The organism is Pseudomonas sp. LjRoot277 (genome assembly GCF_964253845.1).
Lineage (GTDB): Bacteria > Pseudomonadota > Gammaproteobacteria > Pseudomonadales > Pseudomonadaceae > Aquipseudomonas.
On the sequence record NZ_CAXURI020000001.1, the window covers coordinates 1,981,577 to 1,999,531 of the forward strand.

A 17,955-nucleotide genomic window follows, 5' to 3' on the forward strand; every position below is an offset into this window, starting at 1 on the left:
CAGTAAGGCTGTCTTACAGGCTGGGTGAGAGCGGCATTGGGCTGCGCGTCATACTGGTCCATCAGTCCCGTAGGACATTTGGCGCAAGTTTAGTCCGCTTTGCCGACGATAAGTAACCTGTCGGCTCAGGCGTCCGCCCGTTTGCTTTCACACTGCGTGTCTGAGCAAATTTAGAGCGAAAGTCGTGCCATTCGGTTCAGTCGGATAAAAAGCGTTCTAAATCAAAGTATTGAAGCTGTCGTTGAAGAGCGTTGCTACGTTCTGTGACAGTTATTTGACTTGTGGCAGGGGTGGTTACGACGCACTTTGAGTGCCGCGACGGGAAGCCGTCGCGGCACAAAAGCGACGCGCGGGCGTTACTGAGCGTTGAACGCCTGGCCGTTGATGCCGGTGCTGTCCGGACCCATCAGGTAGAGGTAAACCGGCATGATCTCCTCGGGCGTCGGGTTGTTCAGCGGGTTTTCACCCGGGTAAGCCTGGGCGCGCATGCTGGTGCGGGTGGCGCCCGGGTTGATGCTGTTGGAGCGCACCGGTGCCACGGTGTCGACTTCGTCGGCCAGGGTTTGCATCAAGCCTTCGGTGGCGAACTTGGACACGCCGTAAGCGCCCCAATACGCACGCCCCTTGCGGCCGACGCTGCTGGACGTGAACACCACCGAAGCGTCCTGAGACAGCTTGAGCAGCGGCAGCAGGGTGCTGGTGAGCATGAACATGGCGTTGACGTTGACGTGCATGACGCGCATGAAGTTTTCACCGGACAGCTGTTCGATCGGCGTACGTGGGCCAATGATCGACGCGTTGTGCAGCAAACCGTCGAGATGGCCGAATTCGGTTTCAATCATCGCTGCCAACTCATCGTATTGATGGGGCAGGGCGGTTTCCAGGTTGAACGGGATCACCGCCGGTTGTGGATGGCCGGCGGCTTCGATTTCGTCGTAGATCTGAGTCAGGTTGGCTTCGGTCTTGCCCAGCAACAGCACGGTGGCGCCGTGTGCAGCGAAGGTTTTTGCGGCGGCAGCACCGATGCCACGGCCAGCACCGGTGACCAGGATGACCCGGTCCTTGAGCAATTCTGGGCGAGCGGAATAATCAAACATAAGAAACCTCACAACAATTCAATAGGCAGGCATCGCACTCGTGGCGAGAGGGCTTTTGTGGCGAGGGGATTTATCCCCGTTCGGCTGCGCAGCAGTCGCAAACCTGACAATTCGGTGTGACTGACGAAATTGCAGGGGCCGCTTCGCGACCCAACGGGGATAAATCCCCTCGCCACAAAAGCATCCGGCAGCCAGTCAGGTCAGCAACTGCACAGCGCGCTATCGAGCACCTTGCGCAACTCCAGCGGATGATCGACCACCACATCCGCGCCCCAATGCCGCGGGTTATCGTCCGGATGAATGTAGCCATAGGTCACGGCGGCCGTCTTGGTGCCGGCATCGCGACCTGATTCGATATCGCGCAGGTCATCACCCACAAACAGCACGCTGGCGGGGTCCAGGTCGAGCATCTTGCACGCCAGGATCAACGGCTCGGGGTCCGGTTTGCTGTTCTTCACATGGTCCGGGCAGATCAACAACGCCGAGCGCTCGGCCAGGCCAAGCTGTTGCATGATCGGCTCGGCGAACCGCAGTGGTTTGTTGGTGACCACGCCCCAGATCAGGTTGGCCTTTTCGATGTCGGCCAGCAGTTCGCCCATGCCGTCGAAGAGTTTGCTGTGAACCGCGCAGCCGGCGAGGTAACGCTCCAGAAATTCCAGGCGTAATTCCTCGAAGCCCGGTGATTCCGGGTCCATGGAGAAGGTCACGGCGACCATCGCCTTGGCGCCGCCGGAGATCTCGTCGCGAATGTGCTGGTCGTTCATCGGCGGAAGGCCGCGGTCGGCACGCATCGCCTGACAGATCGCAATGAAGTCCGGCGCGGTGTCGAGCAGGGTGCCGTCCATGTCGAAAAGAACTGCTCTGATACGCATCGGCTTACTCCTCGCGCAGGGTCTGGATCATGTAGTTGACGTCCACGTCGGAGGCCAGTTTGTAGTGCTTGGTCAGCGGGTTGTAGGTCAGGCCGATGATGTCCTTGACGGTCAGGCCGGCCATGCGGCTCCAGGCACCCAGCTCGGACGGGCGGATGAATTTCTTGAAATCGTGGGTGCCGCGCGGCAGCAGCTTCATGATGTATTCCGCGCCGACGATGGCGAACAGGTACGCCTTCGGGTTGCGGTTGATGGTGGAGAAGAACACCTGGCCGCCGGGTTTGACCATGCGGAAGCAAGCGCGGATCACCGAGGACGGGTCCGGTACGTGCTCGAGCATTTCCAGGCACGTGACCACGTCGAACTGCTCGGGCATTTCTTCAGCCAGCGCTTCGGCGGTGATCTGCCGGTATTCGACGCTCACGCCGGATTCCAGCTGATGCAGTTGCGCGACCGCCAGCGGCGCTTCGCCCATGTCGATGCCCATGACGGTAGCGCCGCGCTGGGCCATGGCTTCGCTGAGAATGCCGCCGCCGCAACCGACGTCGAGGACTTTCTTGCCGGCCAGGTTGACCCGTTCGTCAATCCAGTTGACCCGCAGCGGGTTGATGTCGTGCAGCGGTTTGAACTCGCTTTCGCGATCCCACCAGCGATGGGCCAGGGCTTCGAATTTGGCGATTTCGGCGTAGTCGACGTTGCTCATGGTTAAGTCCTCTAAAACTTGAAAAATCCTGTTGCCCCGGTGGTGAGTCCGGGGTGCTTACGATTCGGTATGGCCGCTGATGCGCTGGCCCCAGGCCTTGGCGGTGGCGCAGAGCTGTTCTTCATCCAGACGAGTCAGGCGACGGTCCTCGAGCAGTTGCTTGCCGGCGACCCAAAGGTGTTTCACGCAATCACGGCCGGTGGCATATATAAGCTGCGAAACCGGGTCATAGACCGGTTGCTGCGCCAGGCCGGAGAGATCGATCGCGACGATGTCCGCGGCTTTGCCGACTTCCAGCGATCCCACTTCGGATTCAATGCCCAGTGCGCGGGCGCCATTGAGCGTGGCCATGCGCAGGGCACGATGAGCGTCCAGTGCGGTGGCCGAGCCGGCGACGGCTTTGGCCAGTAAGGCGGCGGTGCGGGTTTCGCCGAGCAGGTCCAGGTCATTGTTGCTGGCTGCGCCATCGGTGCCGATCGCCACATTGACGCCAGCCTGCCACAAGCGCTCCACCGGGCAGAACCCGCTGGCCAGCTTCAGGTTCGACTCCGGGCAATGAATCACGTTGGTGTTACTTTCTACCAGCAACACCTGGTCTTCATCGCTGATCTGAGTCATATGAACCGCCTGAAAGCGCGGCCCCAGCAAGCCCAAGCGTCCGAGGCGGGCCAATGGGCGCTCGCCGTACTGCTCGACGGACTGCTGCACTTCATAAGCAGTTTCATGCACGTGCATATGGATCGAGGCGTCCAGTTCTTCGGTGATTACCCGGATTTTCTCCAGGTTCTCGTCGCCCACGGTGTAGGGTGCGTGGGGGCCGAAGGTGACTTTGATGCGCTCGTGGTGCTTGAGATCGCTAAATAATTCGACGCCCTGACGAATGGCGTCGTCCGCCGTGCTGGCGCCCGGGATCGGGAAATCGAGGATCGGAATCACGATTTGCGCACGAATGCCGCTGTTATGGACGCGCTCGCTGGCAACCTTCGGGAAGAAATACATGTCAGAGAAGCAGGTGATGCCACCTTTGATCTGCTCCGCGATTGCAAGGTCAGTGCCGTCACGGACGAAAGTTTCATCGACCCACTTGGCTTCGGCCGGCCAGATGTGGTCTTCCAGCCAGGTCATCAGGGGCAGATCATCGGCCAGGCCACGGAACAGCGTCATCGCCGCATGACCATGGGCATTGATCAAGCCAGGGCAGAGCAACATTTCCGGCAGTTCGCGGACTTCGGTTGCGTTAAGCTTCAGCGCAGCCGAGCGTGGGCCGATGAAGACGATGCGTCCGTCGCGGATGCCCAGGGCGTGCTCTTTGAGGACAACGCCAGCGGGTTCGACGGGTACCAGCCAGGTCGGCAGCAATAGCAAGTCGAGCGCAGCGGCAGTGTTCGGCATCGAGAGTCGGTTCCAGAGCTTTTGTAAAGGATGGCGAAGTATACCCGAGCGTCTTCGCGGGGGGATCGCTATAATCGACGGCTTTTGTTCATGAGTACGGGGTGACGGATGCGCGATCGACTGTTGGCTGCGGAGAAGGTGAAGGCCATCGATTGGCGTGATGGCGCCCTTTACCTGCTGGATCAGCGTATTTTGCCGTTCGAGGAAACCTGGATCGCCTACACCAGCGCTGCTGGCGTGGCCGAGGCCATTCGTTCGATGGTAGTGCGCGGAGCGCCGGCGATTGGCATCAGTGCAGCTTATGCCATGGTGCTGTCGGCCCGCGCCCGAATTGCCGAGGGTGGTGACTGGCAGGCAGCGTGGGAAGAGGATTACGCGCTACTGGCCGACTCCCGTCCAACAGCGGTGAATCTGTTCTGGGCCTTGAGCCGCATGCGTGACCGCCTGGACCGTCTCAAGGACGACGCAGACCCTCTGGCGGCGCTGGAGGCGGAGGCTATCGCCATTCACGAGAGTGATCGCGAAGCCAACCTGACCATGGCGCAACTGGGTGTGGACCTGATCCGCAAGCACCAGGGCAACGCCCAGGCGATTCTGACCCACTGCAACACCGGCGCACTGGCCACCGGCGGCTTTGGCACGGCGCTTGGCGTCATTCGTGGCGCTTTCATCGAAGGCATGGTCGAGCGCGTCTATGCCGACGAAACCCGTCCATGGCTGCAAGGTTCGCGGTTGACCGCATGGGAGCTGGCCAACGAAGGCATTCCCGTGACCCTCAATGCCGACTCCGCCGCCGCCCACATCATGAAGACCAAGGGCATTACCTGGGTGATCGTCGGTGCTGACCGGATCACCGCCAATGGCGATGTGGCCAACAAGATCGGCACTTATCAGCTGGCGGTGAACGCCATGCACCACGGGGTGCGTTTCATGGTGGTGGCGCCGAGTTCGACCATCGACATGAACCTGGCCAGCGGTGATGAGATCCCGATTGAAGAGCGCGATGGTCGCGAGTTGCTGGAAGTGGGCGGTAAGCGGGTCGGGGCGGATGTCGAAGCGTTCAACCCGGTATTCGATGTGACTCCGGCTGACCTGATCGATGCGATTGTTACCGAAAAAGGCATTGTCGAGCGTCCGGATACCGCGAAAATGGCGCAGTTGATGTGCCGCAAGCGTCTGCATTAAAGATATCTGGCGTCTGATAAAACGCCTTCGCGAGCAAGCCCGCTCCCACATTTGATCGATTTCTCAAGTTAGACACGGTCGGGTGTGGGAGCGGGCTTGCTCGCGAAGAGGCCCTCACAGCCACCAAACAACCCCCATTCACTCCGAAATTCTTCAATCAAAAAGGCTCTAAGCCTCTCTCGTCCCCTTCAAGCCTGTCACCGGTCAACTAACTATGCTCCATGCGCATCTGGGGGATAGGTGCGTGGCGGCTCTTGTGATAACATCCGGCGGTTTCCAAGGTAGCCCGATGTGGCTGCCTTTACTGCGCAGATCCATGGCATAACTCGTTGATTTGTCGTAAGTCGGTGCATGGCACTCAGCCTGCAGCGGCGAGCTTCGTTCGTCCCATATGGATGTGACGAAGTTTCACCAGAAAAAGGAATCAGGCTTCTCATGGGCGAACTGGCCAAAGAAATCCTCCCGGTCAATATCGAAGACGAGCTGAAGCAGTCCTACCTCGACTACGCGATGAGCGTAATTGTCGGGCGGGCACTGCCGGATGCGCGCGATGGCTTGAAGCCCGTGCACCGGCGTGTGCTGTTCGCGATGAGCGAGCTGGGCAACGACTTCAACAAGCCGTACAAGAAATCTGCCCGTGTTGTCGGTGACGTGATCGGTAAGTATCACCCTCACGGTGATACCGCGGTGTACGACACCATCGTTCGGATGGCGCAGCCATTCTCGCTGCGCTACCTGCTGGTAGACGGTCAGGGCAACTTCGGTTCCGTGGACGGCGACAACGCCGCCGCCATGCGATACACCGAAGTGCGCATGACCAAGCTGGCGCACGAGCTGCTGGCTGACCTGCACAAAGAAACCGTGGACTGGGTGCCGAACTACGACGGCACCGAAATGATCCCGGCGGTCATGCCGACCCGTATTCCCAACCTGTTGGTCAACGGCTCCAGCGGTATCGCCGTGGGCATGGCGACCAACATCCCGCCGCACAACCTCGGTGAAGTCATCGACGGTTGCCTGGCACTCATCGACAACCCTGAGTTGACCATCGATGAGCTGATGCAATACATCCCTGGTCCGGACTTCCCGACCGCCGCGATCATCAACGGTCGCGCCGGCATCATCGAAGCCTACCGCACCGGTCGTGGCCGCATTTACATGCGCGCCCGCTCGATGATCGAAGACATCGACAAGGTCGGTGGCCGTCAGCAGATCGTCATCACCGAACTCCCTTACCAGCTGAACAAGGCCCGTCTGATCGAGAAGATCGCCGAGCTGGTAAAAGAGAAGAAGCTTGAAGGCATCACCGAACTGCGCGACGAGTCCGACAAGGACGGCATGCGCGTCGTGATCGAACTGCGTCGCGGCGAAGTGCCTGAGGTGATCCTCAACAACCTCTACGCCCAGACCCAGCTGCAAGCGGTGTTCGGTATCAACATCGTCGCGCTGATCGACGGTCGTCCGCGGATCCTGAACCTCAAGGACCTGCTGGAAGCCTTCGTGCGTCACCGTCGCGAAGTCGTTACCCGCCGTACCGTGTTCGAACTGCGTAAAGCCCGCGAACGTGGCCACATTCTGGAAGGTCAAGCGGTTGCCCTGTCGAACATCGACCCGGTTATCGCCCTGATCAAGGCTTCGCCAACGCCGTCGGAAGCCAAGGAAGCGCTGATCAAGACCGCGTGGGAATCTTCCGCCGTGGTCGCGATGGTTGAACGCGCCGGTGCCGATTCGTGCCGTCCAGAGACCCTGGACCCGCAATACGGTCTGCGTGAAGGCAAGTACTTCCTGTCGCCGGAACAGGCTCAAGCCATTCTGGAACTGCGTCTGCACCGTCTGACCGGTCTGGAACACGAAAAGCTGCTGGCCGAGTATCAAGAGATCCTCAACCAGATCGGCGAACTGATCCGCATCCTCAGCAGCGCCACGCGCCTGATGGAAGTGATCCGTGAAGAGCTGGAAGTGATCCGCGCCGAATACGGCGATGTGCGTCGCACCGAGATTCTCGATGCCCGTCTCGACCTGACCCTGGGTGACATGATCCCGGAAGAAGAGCGCGTCGTGACCATTTCCCACGGTGGCTACGCCAAGACCCAGCCATTGGCTGCGTACCAGGCTCAGCGTCGTGGCGGTAAAGGCAAATCGGCTACCGGCGTGAAGGATGAGGATTACATCGCTCACCTGCTGGTCGCCAACAGCCACACCACGCTGCTGCTGTTCTCCAGCAAAGGCAAAGTGTACTGGCTGAAAACCTACGAAATCCCGGAAGCGTCCCGCGCTGCCCGTGGTCGTCCGCTGGTCAACCTGCTGCCGCTGGACAGTGATGAATACATCACCACCATGTTGCCGGTCGACGAATACACCGAAGGTCACTTCATCTTCATGGCCACTGCCAAAGGCACCGTGAAGAAGACCCCGCTGGAATCCTTCAGCCGTCAACGCAGCGTCGGTCTGATCGCGCTGGAGCTGGACGAAGGTGACGTACTGATTTCTGCCGCCATTACCGATGGCGAGCGCGAAGTCATGCTGTTCTCCGACGGCGGCAAGGTCACTCGCTTCAAGGAAACCGACGTTCGCGCCATGGGCCGTACCGCTCGCGGTGTCCGCGGCATGCGTCTGCCGGAAGGCCAGAAGCTGATTTCCATGCTGATCCCGGAAGAAGGCAGCCAGATCCTGACCGCTTCGGCCCGTGGTTTCGGCAAACGCACGGCGATCACCGAGTTCCCTGAGTACAAACGTGGTGGTCAGGGCGTTATCGCCATGGTCAGCAACGACCGTAACGGCCGTCTGGTCGGTGCAGTCCAAGTACTCGACGGCGAGGAAATCATGCTGATTTCCGACCAGGGCACACTGGTTCGTACTCGTGTCGACGAAGTCTCCAGCCTGGGTCGTAACACCCAGGGCGTGACCCTCATCAAACTGGCCAGCGATGAAACGCTGGTAGGTCTGGAGCGGGTTCAGGAGCCGTCGGAAGTCGAAGGTGAAGAGCTGGAAGAAGGTGAAGAGGGTGCAGTGTTCGACGGCGAAGTCGTCATCGACGACGTTGTTGAAGATCAGCAACTCGACGCCGCAGCCGACGAAGAACCGCAGGAATAAGCGGGCAGACAGGGGGCGGATGAGAATTCGCCCCCTTGTTGTTTGTCCTCTGGAATTGTTTTTAATGTAGGGCTGTAGGAGCTGTCGAGCGAAGCGAGGCTGCGATCTCTTGATCTTGCTCTTGCTTTAGCTATGTGGGGTCCATACGAAAAGATCGCAGCCTCGCTTCGCTCGACAGCTCCTACAGGTCAAATAGTTTTGTTGCGTGATTACCACCAAATCAGAGCGAGATTGGATGTGAGCAAGAGAGCCTATAACTTCTGTGCCGGTCCTGCGGCACTTCCCGAAGCTGTCCTGCAGCGCGCCCAGGGTGAACTCCTCGACTGGCACGGCAAGGGCCTGTCGGTCATGGAGATGAGCCATCGCAGTGATGAGTTCGTTTCCATCGCCACCAAGGCCGAGCAGGATCTGCGTGATCTGCTGAATATCCCCTCGAACTATAAAGTGCTGTTTCTGCAAGGTGGCGCCAGCCAGCAATTTGCTCAGATTCCTCTGAACCTGTTGCCCGAAAGCGGCACCGCCGACTATATCGACACCGGTATCTGGTCGCAGAAAGCCATCGAAGAAGCTTCGCGCTACGGGAACGTCAACGTTGCCGCTACCGCCAAGCCTTACGACTATTTCGCTATTCCCGGTCAGAACGAATGGAACCTGTCGAAAGATGCGGCCTACGTTCACTACGCACCGAACGAAACCATCGGCGGCCTGGAATTCAACTGGGTTCCGGAAACCGGTGATGTTCCGCTGGTCGCCGACATGTCTTCCGACATTCTCTCGCGTCCGATCGATGTTTCGCGCTTCGGCATGATCTACGCCGGCGCCCAGAAGAACATCGGCCCGAGCGGCATCGTCGTCAACATCGTTCGCGAAGACCTGCTGGGTCACGCCCGTTCCCTGTGCCCGACCATGCTCAACTACAAGGTCGCGGCCGACAACGGCTCGATGTACAACACCCCGCCAACCCTGGCCTGGTACCTCTCGGGTCTGGTATTCGAGTGGCTGAAAGAGCAGGGTGGTGTTGAAGCCATCGGCAAGCTCAATGAAGTGAAACAGCGCACGCTGTACGACTTCATCGACGCCAGCGGCTTGTACAGCAACCCGATCAACAAGTCGGATCGCTCGTGGATGAACGTGCCGTTCCGTCTGGCTGACGACCGTCTCGACAAGCCATTCCTGGTCGGTGCCGAAGAGCGTGGCCTGTTGAACCTCAAGGGTCACCGTTCCGTGGGTGGCATGCGTGCCTCCATCTATAACGCCGTCGACATCGTTGCGGTCAACGCACTGATTTCGTACATGGCAGAGTTCGAGAAGGAACACGGCTAATGTCTGAGCAAGAACTCAAGGCACTGCGCCTGCGCATTGATGCCCTGGACGAGAAAGTCCTGGAGCTGATCAGTGAGCGCGCACGCTGCGCCCAGGAAGTTGCGCGAGTAAAGATGGCCTCGCTGGCCGAAGGCGAAGTGCCGGTGTTCTATCGTCCTGAGCGTGAGGCTCAGGTGCTCAAGCGTGTTATGGAGCGTAACCAGGGGCCGCTGGGCAACGAAGAGATGGCGCGGCTGTTCCGCGAAATCATGTCCTCGTGCCTGGCCCTCGAGCAGCCACTGAAAGTGGCTTACCTTGGCCCTGAAGGCACCTTCACCCAGGCGGCGGCCATGAAACACTTCGGTCACGCCGTGATCAGCAAGCCGATGGCAGCGATCGACGAAGTGTTCCGTGAGGTGGCGGCCGGTGCGGTGAATTTTGGCGTGGTCCCGGTGGAAAACTCCACCGAAGGCGCGGTCAACCACACCCTCGACAGCTTTCTCGAACACGACATGGTGATCTGTGGCGAAGTCGAGCTGCGGATTCACCACCACCTGTTGGTCGGTGAAAACACCAAGACTGACAGCATCAGTCGTATCTATTCCCACGCCCAGTCGCTGGCCCAGTGCCGCAAATGGCTGGACGCGCATTACCCGAATGTCGAGCGCGTGGCAGTGTCCAGCAACGCCGAAGCAGCCAAGCGAGTCAAGGGTGAGTGGAACTCGGCGGCGATTGCCGGCGACATGGCGGCAGGCTTGTACGGGCTGACCCGTCTGGCCGAGAAAATCGAGGATCGCCCGGACAACTCCACGCGATTCCTGATGATCGGCAGCCAGGAAGTGCCGCCGACCGGCGACGACAAGACTTCGATCATCGTTTCCATGAGCAACAAGCCCGGCGCACTTCACGAGTTGCTGGTGCCGTTCCACGACAACGGCATCGACCTGACGCGAATCGAGACGCGTCCTTCGCGCAGTGGTAAATGGACCTACGTGTTCTTTATCGACTTCGTCGGCCACCACCGTGATCCGTTGATCAAGGGTGTGCTGGAAAAGATCAGTCAGGAAGCAGTAGCACTCAAAGTGCTGGGTTCCTACCCGAAAGCAGTTCTCTAAGGGCGGTAGCAAATGAGTGGTGACTTCCTCGCTCTGGCACAGCCGGGCGTGCAACAACTTTCGCCTTACGTTCCGGGCAAGCCTGTGGACGAACTGGCGCGTGAGCTGGACCTTGATCCGGCCAGCATCGTCAAACTGGCCAGCAACGAAAACCCGTTGGGCGCTAGTCCCAAGGCTCTGGCGGCGATTCACGTAGCGCTGGCCGAGCTGACCCGTTACCCAGACGGCAACGGTTTTGCGCTCAAGACCCTGCTGGCCGATCAGTGCCGCGTCGAGCTCAATCAGGTGACGCTGGGCAACGGTTCCAACGACATTCTGGAGCTGGTCGCCCGTGCCTACCTGGCGCCGGGTTTGAACGCCGTGTTCAGCGAGCATGCGTTTGCGGTCTATCCGATCGTCACGCAAGCCGTCGGCGCTACGGCCAAAGTGATTCCGGCCAAAGACTGGGGCCATGATCTGTCGGCCATGCTGGCCGCGATCGATGCCGATACTCGCGTGGTGTTCATCGCCAACCCGAACAACCCGACCGGGACCTGGTTTGGCGCCGAGGCGCTGGACGAATTCCTGCAGGACGTACCGGAACACGTGCTGGTGGTGCTGGACGAGGCCTACATCGAATACGCCGAAGGCAGCGACTTGCCGGATGGCCTGGACTACCTGGCGGCCTATCCGAACCTGCTGGTTTCGCGCACATTCTCCAAGGCTTACGGCCTGGCGGCATTGCGGGTCGGCTATGGCTTGTCCACTGCGGTGGTTGCGGATGTGCTGAACCGCGTGCGTCAGCCGTTCAACGTCAACAGTCTGGCCCTCGCCGCCGCGTGCGCTGCGTTGCAAGACACCGAGTACCTGGCTGAAAGCCGTCGCCTGAACGAATCCGGCATGCAGCAGTTGGAAGCAGGTTTGCGCGAGCTGGGGTTGAGCTGGATTCCGTCCAAGGGCAACTTCATCTGCGTCGATCTGGGTCGCGTTGCGGCACCGGTCTTCCAGGGCTTGTTGCGCGAAGGCGTGATCGTGCGTCCGGTGGCCAATTACGGCATGCCGAACCACCTGCGCATCACCATCGGTCTGCCGGCGGAAAACAGCCGCTTCCTCGAGGCGCTGACCAAGGTTCTGGCTCGTGGTTGATGTCACTGCACTGCAATCTGCTGAACCTATGATCGGTCGCCTGGTGGTGGTCGGTCTGGGGTTGATCGGCGGTTCGTTTGCCAAGGGTTTGCGTGAAAGCGGCCTGTGCCGCGAAGTGGTCGGGGTCGACCTCGATCCGCAGTCGCGCAAACTGGCGGTTGAATTGGGTGTGGTGGATCGCTGCGAAGAAGACCTGGCCGCTGCATGCCAGGGCGCCGACGTGATTCAGCTGGCCGTACCGATCCTCGCCATGGAAAAAATGCTCAGCCAATTGGCCGGTATGGACCTGGGGCAAGCGATTCTGACCGACGTCGGCAGCGCCAAAGGCAATGTGGTGCGGGCGGCAACCGAGGCGTTTGGTGGCATGCCGGCGCGTTTCGTGCCAGGGCATCCGATCGCCGGTTCCGAGCAGAGCGGGGTGGAAGCCTCTAACTCAGAGCTGTTCCGTCGCCATAAAGTGATTCTGACACCGCTGGATCAGACTGATCCGGCAGCCCTGGCAGTGGTCGACCGGTTGTGGCGCGAATTGGGCGCCGATGTCGAGCACATGCAGGTCGAGCGTCACGACGAAGTGTTGGCGGCGACCAGCCATTTGCCGCACTTGTTGGCGTTCGGTTTGGTCGATTCGTTGGCCAAGCGCAATGAAAACCTTGAGATCTTCCGTTACGCTGCCGGCGGTTTCCGCGATTTCACAAGAATTGCGGGTAGCGACCCGGTCATGTGGCACGACATCTTCCTCGCCAACCGCGAAGCTGTCCTGCGCACACTCGATACATTTCGCAGCGACCTCGACGCCTTGCGCGACGCGGTCGATGCAGGGGATGGGCACCAATTGTTGGGCGTGTTCACTCGCGCCCGGGTTGCCCGCGAACATTTCAGTAAAATCCTGGCCCGCCGGGCTTATGTGGACGCTATGAATTCCAACGACCTGATTTTCCTGGCACAACCTGGTGGCCGCCTGAATGGGCGGATTCGAGTACCGGGCGACAAATCGATTTCCCACCGTTCGATCATGCTCGGCTCCCTGGCTGAAGGCGTTACCGAAGTGGAAGGTTTCCTCGAGGGCGAAGACGCCCTGGCAACCTTGCAAGCCTTCCGTGACATGGGCGTCGTGATCGAAGGTCCGCACCACGGTCGCGTGACCATTCACGGCGTCGGCCTGCATGGCTTGAAGCCTGCACCGGGCCCGATCTATCTGGGCAACTCCGGTACGTCGATGCGTCTGCTGTCTGGCCTGTTGGCTGCGCAGAATTTCGACAGCACCCTGACGGGCGATGCTTCGCTGTCCAAGCGTCCGATGAATCGCGTGGCCAATCCGCTGCGTGAAATGGGCGCCGTGATCGAGACCGCTGCTGAAGGTCGTCCACCGATGACCATTCGTGGCGGCAACAAGCTCAAAGGCCTGACCTACACCATGCCGATGGCCAGTGCCCAGGTTAAATCCTGCCTGCTGCTGGCGGGTTTGTACGCCGAGGGCAAGACCACCGTCACCGAGCCGGCTCCAACCCGCGACCACACCGAGCGCATGCTGCGTGGCTTCGGCTACCCGGTCACCGTCAATGGCGCGACCGCTTCGGTCGAGTCCGGCCACAAGCTGACCGCGACCCACATTGAAGTGCCGGGCGACATCTCGTCGTCGGCGTTCTTCCTGGTGGCTGCGTCGATCGCCGAAGGTTCGGAGCTGGTGCTTGAGCACGTCGGCATCAACCCGACCCGTACCGGTGTGATCGATATTCTGCGTCTGATGGGCGCTGACATCACCCTGGAAAACCAGCGTGAAGTCGGCGGCGAACCAGTAGCTGATCTGCGCGTACGAGCAGCTAAACTCAAAGGTATCGAGATTCCCGAAGCGCTGGTTCCGCTGGCCATCGACGAATTCCCGGTGCTGTTCGTAGCCGCCGCCTGTGCCGAAGGGCGCACCATTCTGCGTGGCGCTGAAGAGCTGCGGGTTAAAGAGTCGGACCGGATTCAGGTCATGGCGGATGGCTTGCTGGCGCTTGGCGTCAAGTGCGAGCCGACCCCGGACGGCATCATCATCGACGGCGGCCAGATCGGCGGCGGCGAAGTGCACGGTCACGGCGATCACCGGATTGCCATGGCCTTCAGCGTGGCTTCGCTGCGCGCGACTGCACCGATCCGCATCCATGATTGCGCCAACGTCGCGACGTCGTTCCCGAACTTCCTCGCGCTGTGTTCGCAGGTCGGTATCCGTGTTGCACAAGAGGCTCAGTCGTGATTATCAAGCCGCCGGTCATCACCATCGACGGGCCTAGCGGTTCGGGCAAGGGCACTATTGCCGGGATTCTGGCCAAGCGTCTGGGCTGGTGCCTGCTGGATTCCGGTGCGCTGTACCGCCTGCTGGCATTCGCCGCGCGTAACCATGGCGTCGATCTGACCAATGAAGAGTCGCTGAAGCTGCTGGCCGCTCATCTGGATGTGCAATTCGTCGGTGCGACCGAAGGTCATCCGCAGCGGATCATTCTCGAAGGTGACGATGTCACTGATGATCTGCGCAACGAACAAGTTGGCGCCTGGGCTTCCCAGGTCGCTGCACTGCCGGCGGTGCGTGATGCGCTGCTCCAGCGCCAGCGGGCGTTTCAGGAGGCTCCGGGTCTGGTGGCCGATGGTCGCGACATGGGCACGGTGGTTTTCCCCGATGCACCGCTGAAGATATTCCTCACTGCCAGTGCCGAGGAGCGTGCGCGCCGTCGATACTTGCAGTTGAAGGGCAAAGTCGATGGTGTTAGTCTGTCGAGTCTGCTAGATGAGATACGTGTCCGCGATGAGCGTGACACCCAGCGAGCGGTAGCCCCGCTCAAACCGGCGGCTGACGCCATACAGCTGGATTCCACGGAATTATCCATCGATCAGGTGCTGGAACGCATCATGAGCGAGATCGCCATTCGCGATATCGCCGGGTGACCAAGAAACTCCGTAGGGGACCAGTCATAGTCTTGCGGTGTTTCTTCTAATGAACATAACCCACGTCGTCTGGGACGTGGAGATGGGCGTATCCTTCGCCCTTATTCAACAGGAATTAAAATGAGCGAAAGCTTTGCGGAACTCTTTGAAGAAAGCCTAAAAACCCTGAACCTTCAGGCAGGCTCCATCATCACCGGTGTTATCGTTGATATCGATTACCAAGCTCGCTGGGTAACCGTTCACGCTGGCCTGAAGTCTGAAGCACTCATCCCGCTTGAGCAGTTCTACAACGATGCTGGCGAACTGACTATCAACGTCGGTGACGAAGTTCACGTTGCTCTGGACTCGGTTGAAGACGGCTTTGGTGAAACCAAGCTGTCCCGTGAAAAAGCCAAGCGCGCTGAATGCTGGATTGTTCTGGAAGCAGCCTTCGCAGCCGAAGAAGTGGTCAAGGGCGTTATCAACGGTAAGGTTAAAGGCGGCTTCACTGTCGACGTTAACGGCATCCGTGCGTTCCTGCCAGGTTCTCTGGTTGACGTCCGTCCTGTGCGCGACACCACGCACCTGGAAGGCAAAGAGCTGGAATTCAAGGTCATCAAGCTTGACCAGAAACGCAACAACGTTGTCGTTTCCCGTCGTAGCGTCCTCGAAGCCGAGAACTCCGCTGAGCGTGAAGCTCTGCTGGAATCCCTGCAGGAAGGTCAACAAGTCAAAGGTATCGTCAAAAACCTCACCGATTACGGCGCATTCGTCGATCTGGGTGGCGTCGATGGCCTGCTGCACATTACCGACATGGCTTGGAAGCGTATCAAGCATCCTTCCGAAATCGTCAACGTTGGCGACGAGATCGATGTCAAGGTTCTGAAGTACGATCGCGAACGCAATCGTGTTTCCCTGGGCCTCAAGCAACTGGGCGAAGATCCATGGGTTGCTATCAAAGCCCGTTACCCAGAAAGCACTCGCGTTACCGCTCGTGTAACCAACCTGACCGACTACGGCTGCTTCGCTGAGCTGGAAGAAGGCGTTGAAGGTCTGGTACACGTTTCCGAAATGGACTGGACTAACAAGAACATCCACCCTTCGAAAGTCGTACAAGTCGGCGACGAAGTGGAAGTTATGGTTCTGGACATCGACGAAGAGCGTCGTCGTATCTCCCTCGGCATCAAACAGTGCAAATCTAACCCATGGGAAGATTTCTCTGGCCAGTTCAACAAGGGCGATAAAATCTCCGGCACCATCAAGTCGATCACCGATTTCGGTATCTTCATTGGTCTGGACGGCGGCATCGACGGTCTGGTTCACCTGTCCGACATCTCCTGGAACGAAGTGGGCGAAGAAGCCGTTCGCCGCTTCAAGAAGGGCGACGAGCTGGACACCGTTATCCTGTCGGTTGACCCAGAGCGCGAGCGCATCTCCCTGGGTATCAAGCAACTGGAAAGCGATCCGTTCTCCGAGTACGTTCAAGAGAACGATAAAGGCGCCATCGTTAAAGGCATCGTGAAAGAAGTTGACGCTAAAGGCGCCATCATCACTCTGGCCGACGATATCGAAGCGACTCTGAAAGCCTCCGAAATCAGCCGTGACCGCGTTGAAGACGCGCGCAACGTTCTGAAAGAAGGCCAGGAAGTAGAAGCCAAGATCATCAGCGTTGACCGCAAGAGCCGCGTAATCCAGCTCTCCATCAAGTCGAAAGACGATGCTGAAGAGAAAGAAGCAATCCAGAGCTTGAAAGACAAGCCTTCGGATAGCATCGCTGCTGGTCCTACCACTCTGGGCGACCTGTTGCGTGCACAAATGGAAAAACAGAACTAAGTTCTGTCAAACCATAGAAAAAGGGCGACTTCGGTCGCCCTTTTTTGTGTCTGCGATTTGGTGATTATGATGGTCACGCAACGCTGCGATTGTTTGCCGTGAAACCAATCGACCCGGCAAGTTGTCTCTTTCTTTAATCGGATTAATCGTTTATTTGCAGCTAGTCTTTAGCCTGAAGCGAGCGGCCGTCGGGCGGCGTGTCCGACCTAAGGAAGCGAATGAACAAGCTCATTGTCGTCATAGCAGTTCTGACACTGGCGGGCTGTACCACTAATGCCAAAACTCATGCAGTGCGTGGGGTCAGTGGCATCGAGATCGATTGTTCGGGATTGGGCTCGGGATGGGAGAAGTGTCGCAAGCGAGCGAACAAGGAGTGCAAGGCAGCGGGCTACAAAGTTGTAGCCAGATCCGATGATGCCAAGGACGAGGATGAGTACCCCTTTGGCTTTAATCCGGCGGGCTATCTGACGCGCACCATGCTGGTGATCTGTAGATGAGTGTGTGAGTGCGGGATCAGTGTTCCGATGCGCTGGAGGAGTGCATCTCATTGCTGGTGGAGTATGTCAAAAACTCGGGCTGTTCAAATTGATCCGGGCGTGCTAAAACCTTTGAAGCGCTGATCTAGCTGCTTGAAAAAGAAGGGAAAAATATGACGAAGTCGGAGTTGATCGAACGAATTGTCACCCATCAAGGGCTACTCTCATCCAAGGATGTGGAGCTGGCCATCAAGACCATGCTCGAACAAATGTCCCAGTGTCTGGCCACCGGTGATCGCATCGAGATCCGTGGGTTTGGCAGCTTCTCCTTGCACTACCGCGCACCGCGCGTAGGTCGCAATCCAAAAACCGGTCAGTCCGTCAGCCTCGATGGCAAGTTCGTTCCGCATTTCAAGCCGGGAAAAGAATTGCGTGATCGAGTCAACGAGGATGAGGAGGAGGTTCTTTGACAGTTGGCGCTCATCAAGGAGCTACTCATGCGTAACCTCAAGCGGGTGCTGCTTGGTGTTTTTATTCTTTTGCTGGTGCTGGCGATCCTGGCATTTGTGCTCGAAAATCAGCAGTCGGTTTCGCTCCTGTTCCTGGGGTGGACTGGGCCGCAGTTGCCGATATCGGTAGTTATGGTCCTGGTCCTGCTAACAGGGATGGTAATTGGTCCGATCCTTGGCTGGTTCGCTCGAAAGGCCAGAATGTCGCGCAAGTACCGTGCTTGACTGCGACCAAGATGGATGGCATCGAATTTGTGCCGCAGTTTGTCTATATTCAATAGTAAAACCTTTATTAAACTGTAAAATGTTGCGGCTGTCCGAATAGCTATTCATCCGCATTCGGTTCAGGCTG

15 protein-coding genes are annotated in these 17,955 nt (G+C 58.8%); 11 read left to right on the forward strand and 4 right to left on the reverse strand.

What is annotated here, in order from left to right; translation table 11 throughout:
* Positions 1-356: 356 nt before the first annotated feature.
* From ACSQ87_RS09445 to ACSQ87_RS09460, 4 genes are all read right to left on the reverse strand, one after another.
* Complete coding sequence (locus tag ACSQ87_RS09445; protein ID WP_046047994.1) at positions 357-1,097, reverse strand: YciK family oxidoreductase; 741 nt, start codon at positions 1,095-1,097, stop codon at positions 357-359.
* 200 nt (positions 1,098-1,297) lie between these two features.
* A complete protein-coding gene (mupP, locus tag ACSQ87_RS09450; RefSeq protein ID WP_223430754.1) occupies positions 1,298-1,969 on the reverse strand; it encodes an N-acetylmuramic acid 6-phosphate phosphatase MupP in 672 nt (223 codons plus the stop codon).
* 4 nt (positions 1,970-1,973) lie between these two features.
* Positions 1,974-2,672, reverse strand: a complete 699-nt coding sequence (gene ubiG / locus ACSQ87_RS09455; protein WP_033055822.1) for a bifunctional 2-polyprenyl-6-hydroxyphenol methylase/3-demethylubiquinol 3-O-methyltransferase UbiG — start codon at positions 2,670-2,672, stop codon at positions 1,974-1,976.
* A 57-nt stretch (positions 2,673-2,729) separates the two neighbouring features.
* Positions 2,730-4,064, reverse strand: a complete 1,335-nt coding sequence (locus ACSQ87_RS09460; RefSeq protein ID WP_223430753.1) for a TRZ/ATZ family hydrolase — start codon at positions 4,062-4,064, stop codon at positions 2,730-2,732.
* A 108-nt stretch (positions 4,065-4,172) separates the two neighbouring features.
* Here ACSQ87_RS09460 and mtnA point away from each other — a divergent pair, with 108 nt between their 5' ends.
* The 11 genes from mtnA (at position 4,173) to ACSQ87_RS09515 (ending at position 17,828) form a co-directional block, all read left to right on the forward strand.
* A complete protein-coding gene (gene mtnA, locus ACSQ87_RS09465; protein WP_223430752.1) occupies positions 4,173-5,249 on the forward strand; it encodes an S-methyl-5-thioribose-1-phosphate isomerase in 1,077 nt (358 codons plus the stop codon).
* Between the two features lie 435 nt (positions 5,250-5,684).
* Positions 5,685-8,342: a DNA gyrase subunit A gene (gyrA, locus tag ACSQ87_RS09470; RefSeq protein WP_008148713.1), complete on the forward strand. Its 2,658-nt coding sequence runs from the start codon at positions 5,685-5,687 to the stop codon at positions 8,340-8,342.
* Positions 8,343-8,579: 237 nt separating this feature from the next.
* Positions 8,580-9,665: a 3-phosphoserine/phosphohydroxythreonine transaminase gene (serC, locus tag ACSQ87_RS09475; protein ID WP_056744078.1), complete on the forward strand. Its 1,086-nt coding sequence runs from the start codon at positions 8,580-8,582 to the stop codon at positions 9,663-9,665.
* Positions 9,665-10,759 carry a prephenate dehydratase gene (pheA, locus tag ACSQ87_RS09480; protein WP_030128742.1) on the forward strand — a complete coding sequence of 365 codons (1,095 nt, stop codon included), beginning with the start codon at positions 9,665-9,667 and terminating at the stop codon, positions 10,757-10,759. The genes serC and pheA overlap by 1 nt, the downstream gene beginning before the upstream one ends.
* A gap of 12 nt (positions 10,760-10,771) precedes the next feature.
* Positions 10,772-11,884, forward strand: a complete 1,113-nt coding sequence (hisC, locus tag ACSQ87_RS09485; protein WP_223430751.1) for a histidinol-phosphate transaminase — start codon at positions 10,772-10,774, stop codon at positions 11,882-11,884.
* 28 nt (positions 11,885-11,912) lie between these two features.
* Positions 11,913-14,120 (forward strand): bifunctional prephenate dehydrogenase/3-phosphoshikimate 1-carboxyvinyltransferase, encoded by a 2,208-nt coding sequence (locus ACSQ87_RS09490; RefSeq protein WP_263288570.1) that lies wholly within the window; start codon positions 11,913-11,915, stop codon positions 14,118-14,120.
* Positions 14,117-14,806: a (d)CMP kinase gene (cmk, locus tag ACSQ87_RS09495; RefSeq protein ID WP_008148720.1), complete on the forward strand. Its 690-nt coding sequence runs from the start codon at positions 14,117-14,119 to the stop codon at positions 14,804-14,806. The genes ACSQ87_RS09490 and cmk overlap by 4 nt, the downstream gene beginning before the upstream one ends.
* Before the next feature lie 120 nt (positions 14,807-14,926).
* A complete protein-coding gene (gene rpsA, locus ACSQ87_RS09500) occupies positions 14,927-16,618 on the forward strand; it encodes a 30S ribosomal protein S1 (protein ID WP_008148721.1) in 1,692 nt (563 codons plus the stop codon).
* Between the two features lie 218 nt (positions 16,619-16,836).
* A complete protein-coding gene (locus ACSQ87_RS09505; RefSeq protein WP_134422176.1) occupies positions 16,837-17,115 on the forward strand; it encodes a hypothetical protein in 279 nt (92 codons plus the stop codon).
* A gap of 152 nt (positions 17,116-17,267) precedes the next feature.
* Positions 17,268-17,564, forward strand: coding sequence for an integration host factor subunit beta (gene ihfB, locus ACSQ87_RS09510; protein WP_033055808.1), 297 nt, complete (start codon positions 17,268-17,270; stop codon positions 17,562-17,564).
* A gap of 27 nt (positions 17,565-17,591) precedes the next feature.
* Positions 17,592-17,828, forward strand: coding sequence for a LapA family protein (locus ACSQ87_RS09515; protein ID WP_223430748.1), 237 nt, complete (start codon positions 17,592-17,594; stop codon positions 17,826-17,828).
* Positions 17,829-17,955: the final 127 nt, after the last annotated feature.

What these genes read in the sequence shown, in the direction of transcription:
- rpsA (WP_008148721.1), top strand. Translation starts at nt 14,927, where the DNA reads ATGAGCGAAAGCTTTGCGGAACTCTTTGAAGAAAGCCTAAAAACCCTG.
- ubiG (WP_033055822.1), bottom strand. Translation starts at nt 2,672, where the DNA reads ATGAGCAACGTCGACTACGCCGAAATCGCCAAATTCGAAGCCCTGGCC.
- ihfB (WP_033055808.1), top strand. Translation starts at nt 17,268, where the DNA reads ATGACGAAGTCGGAGTTGATCGAACGAATTGTCACCCATCAAGGGCTA.
- hisC (WP_223430751.1), top strand. Translation starts at nt 10,772, where the DNA reads ATGAGTGGTGACTTCCTCGCTCTGGCACAGCCGGGCGTGCAACAACTT.
- mupP (WP_223430754.1), bottom strand. Translation starts at nt 1,969, where the DNA reads ATGCGTATCAGAGCAGTTCTTTTCGACATGGACGGCACCCTGCTCGAC.
- ACSQ87_RS09490 (WP_263288570.1), top strand. Translation starts at nt 11,913, where the DNA reads ATGATCGGTCGCCTGGTGGTGGTCGGTCTGGGGTTGATCGGCGGTTCG.
- ACSQ87_RS09515 (WP_223430748.1), top strand. Translation starts at nt 17,592, where the DNA reads ATGCGTAACCTCAAGCGGGTGCTGCTTGGTGTTTTTATTCTTTTGCTG.
- ACSQ87_RS09505 (WP_134422176.1), top strand. Translation starts at nt 16,837, where the DNA reads ATGAACAAGCTCATTGTCGTCATAGCAGTTCTGACACTGGCGGGCTGT.
- ACSQ87_RS09460 (WP_223430753.1), bottom strand. Translation starts at nt 4,064, where the DNA reads ATGCCGAACACTGCCGCTGCGCTCGACTTGCTATTGCTGCCGACCTGG.
- mtnA (WP_223430752.1), top strand. Translation starts at nt 4,173, where the DNA reads ATGCGCGATCGACTGTTGGCTGCGGAGAAGGTGAAGGCCATCGATTGG.
- pheA (WP_030128742.1), top strand. Translation starts at nt 9,665, where the DNA reads ATGTCTGAGCAAGAACTCAAGGCACTGCGCCTGCGCATTGATGCCCTG.
- gyrA (WP_008148713.1), top strand. Translation starts at nt 5,685, where the DNA reads ATGGGCGAACTGGCCAAAGAAATCCTCCCGGTCAATATCGAAGACGAG.
- ACSQ87_RS09445 (WP_046047994.1), bottom strand. Translation starts at nt 1,097, where the DNA reads ATGTTTGATTATTCCGCTCGCCCAGAATTGCTCAAGGACCGGGTCATC.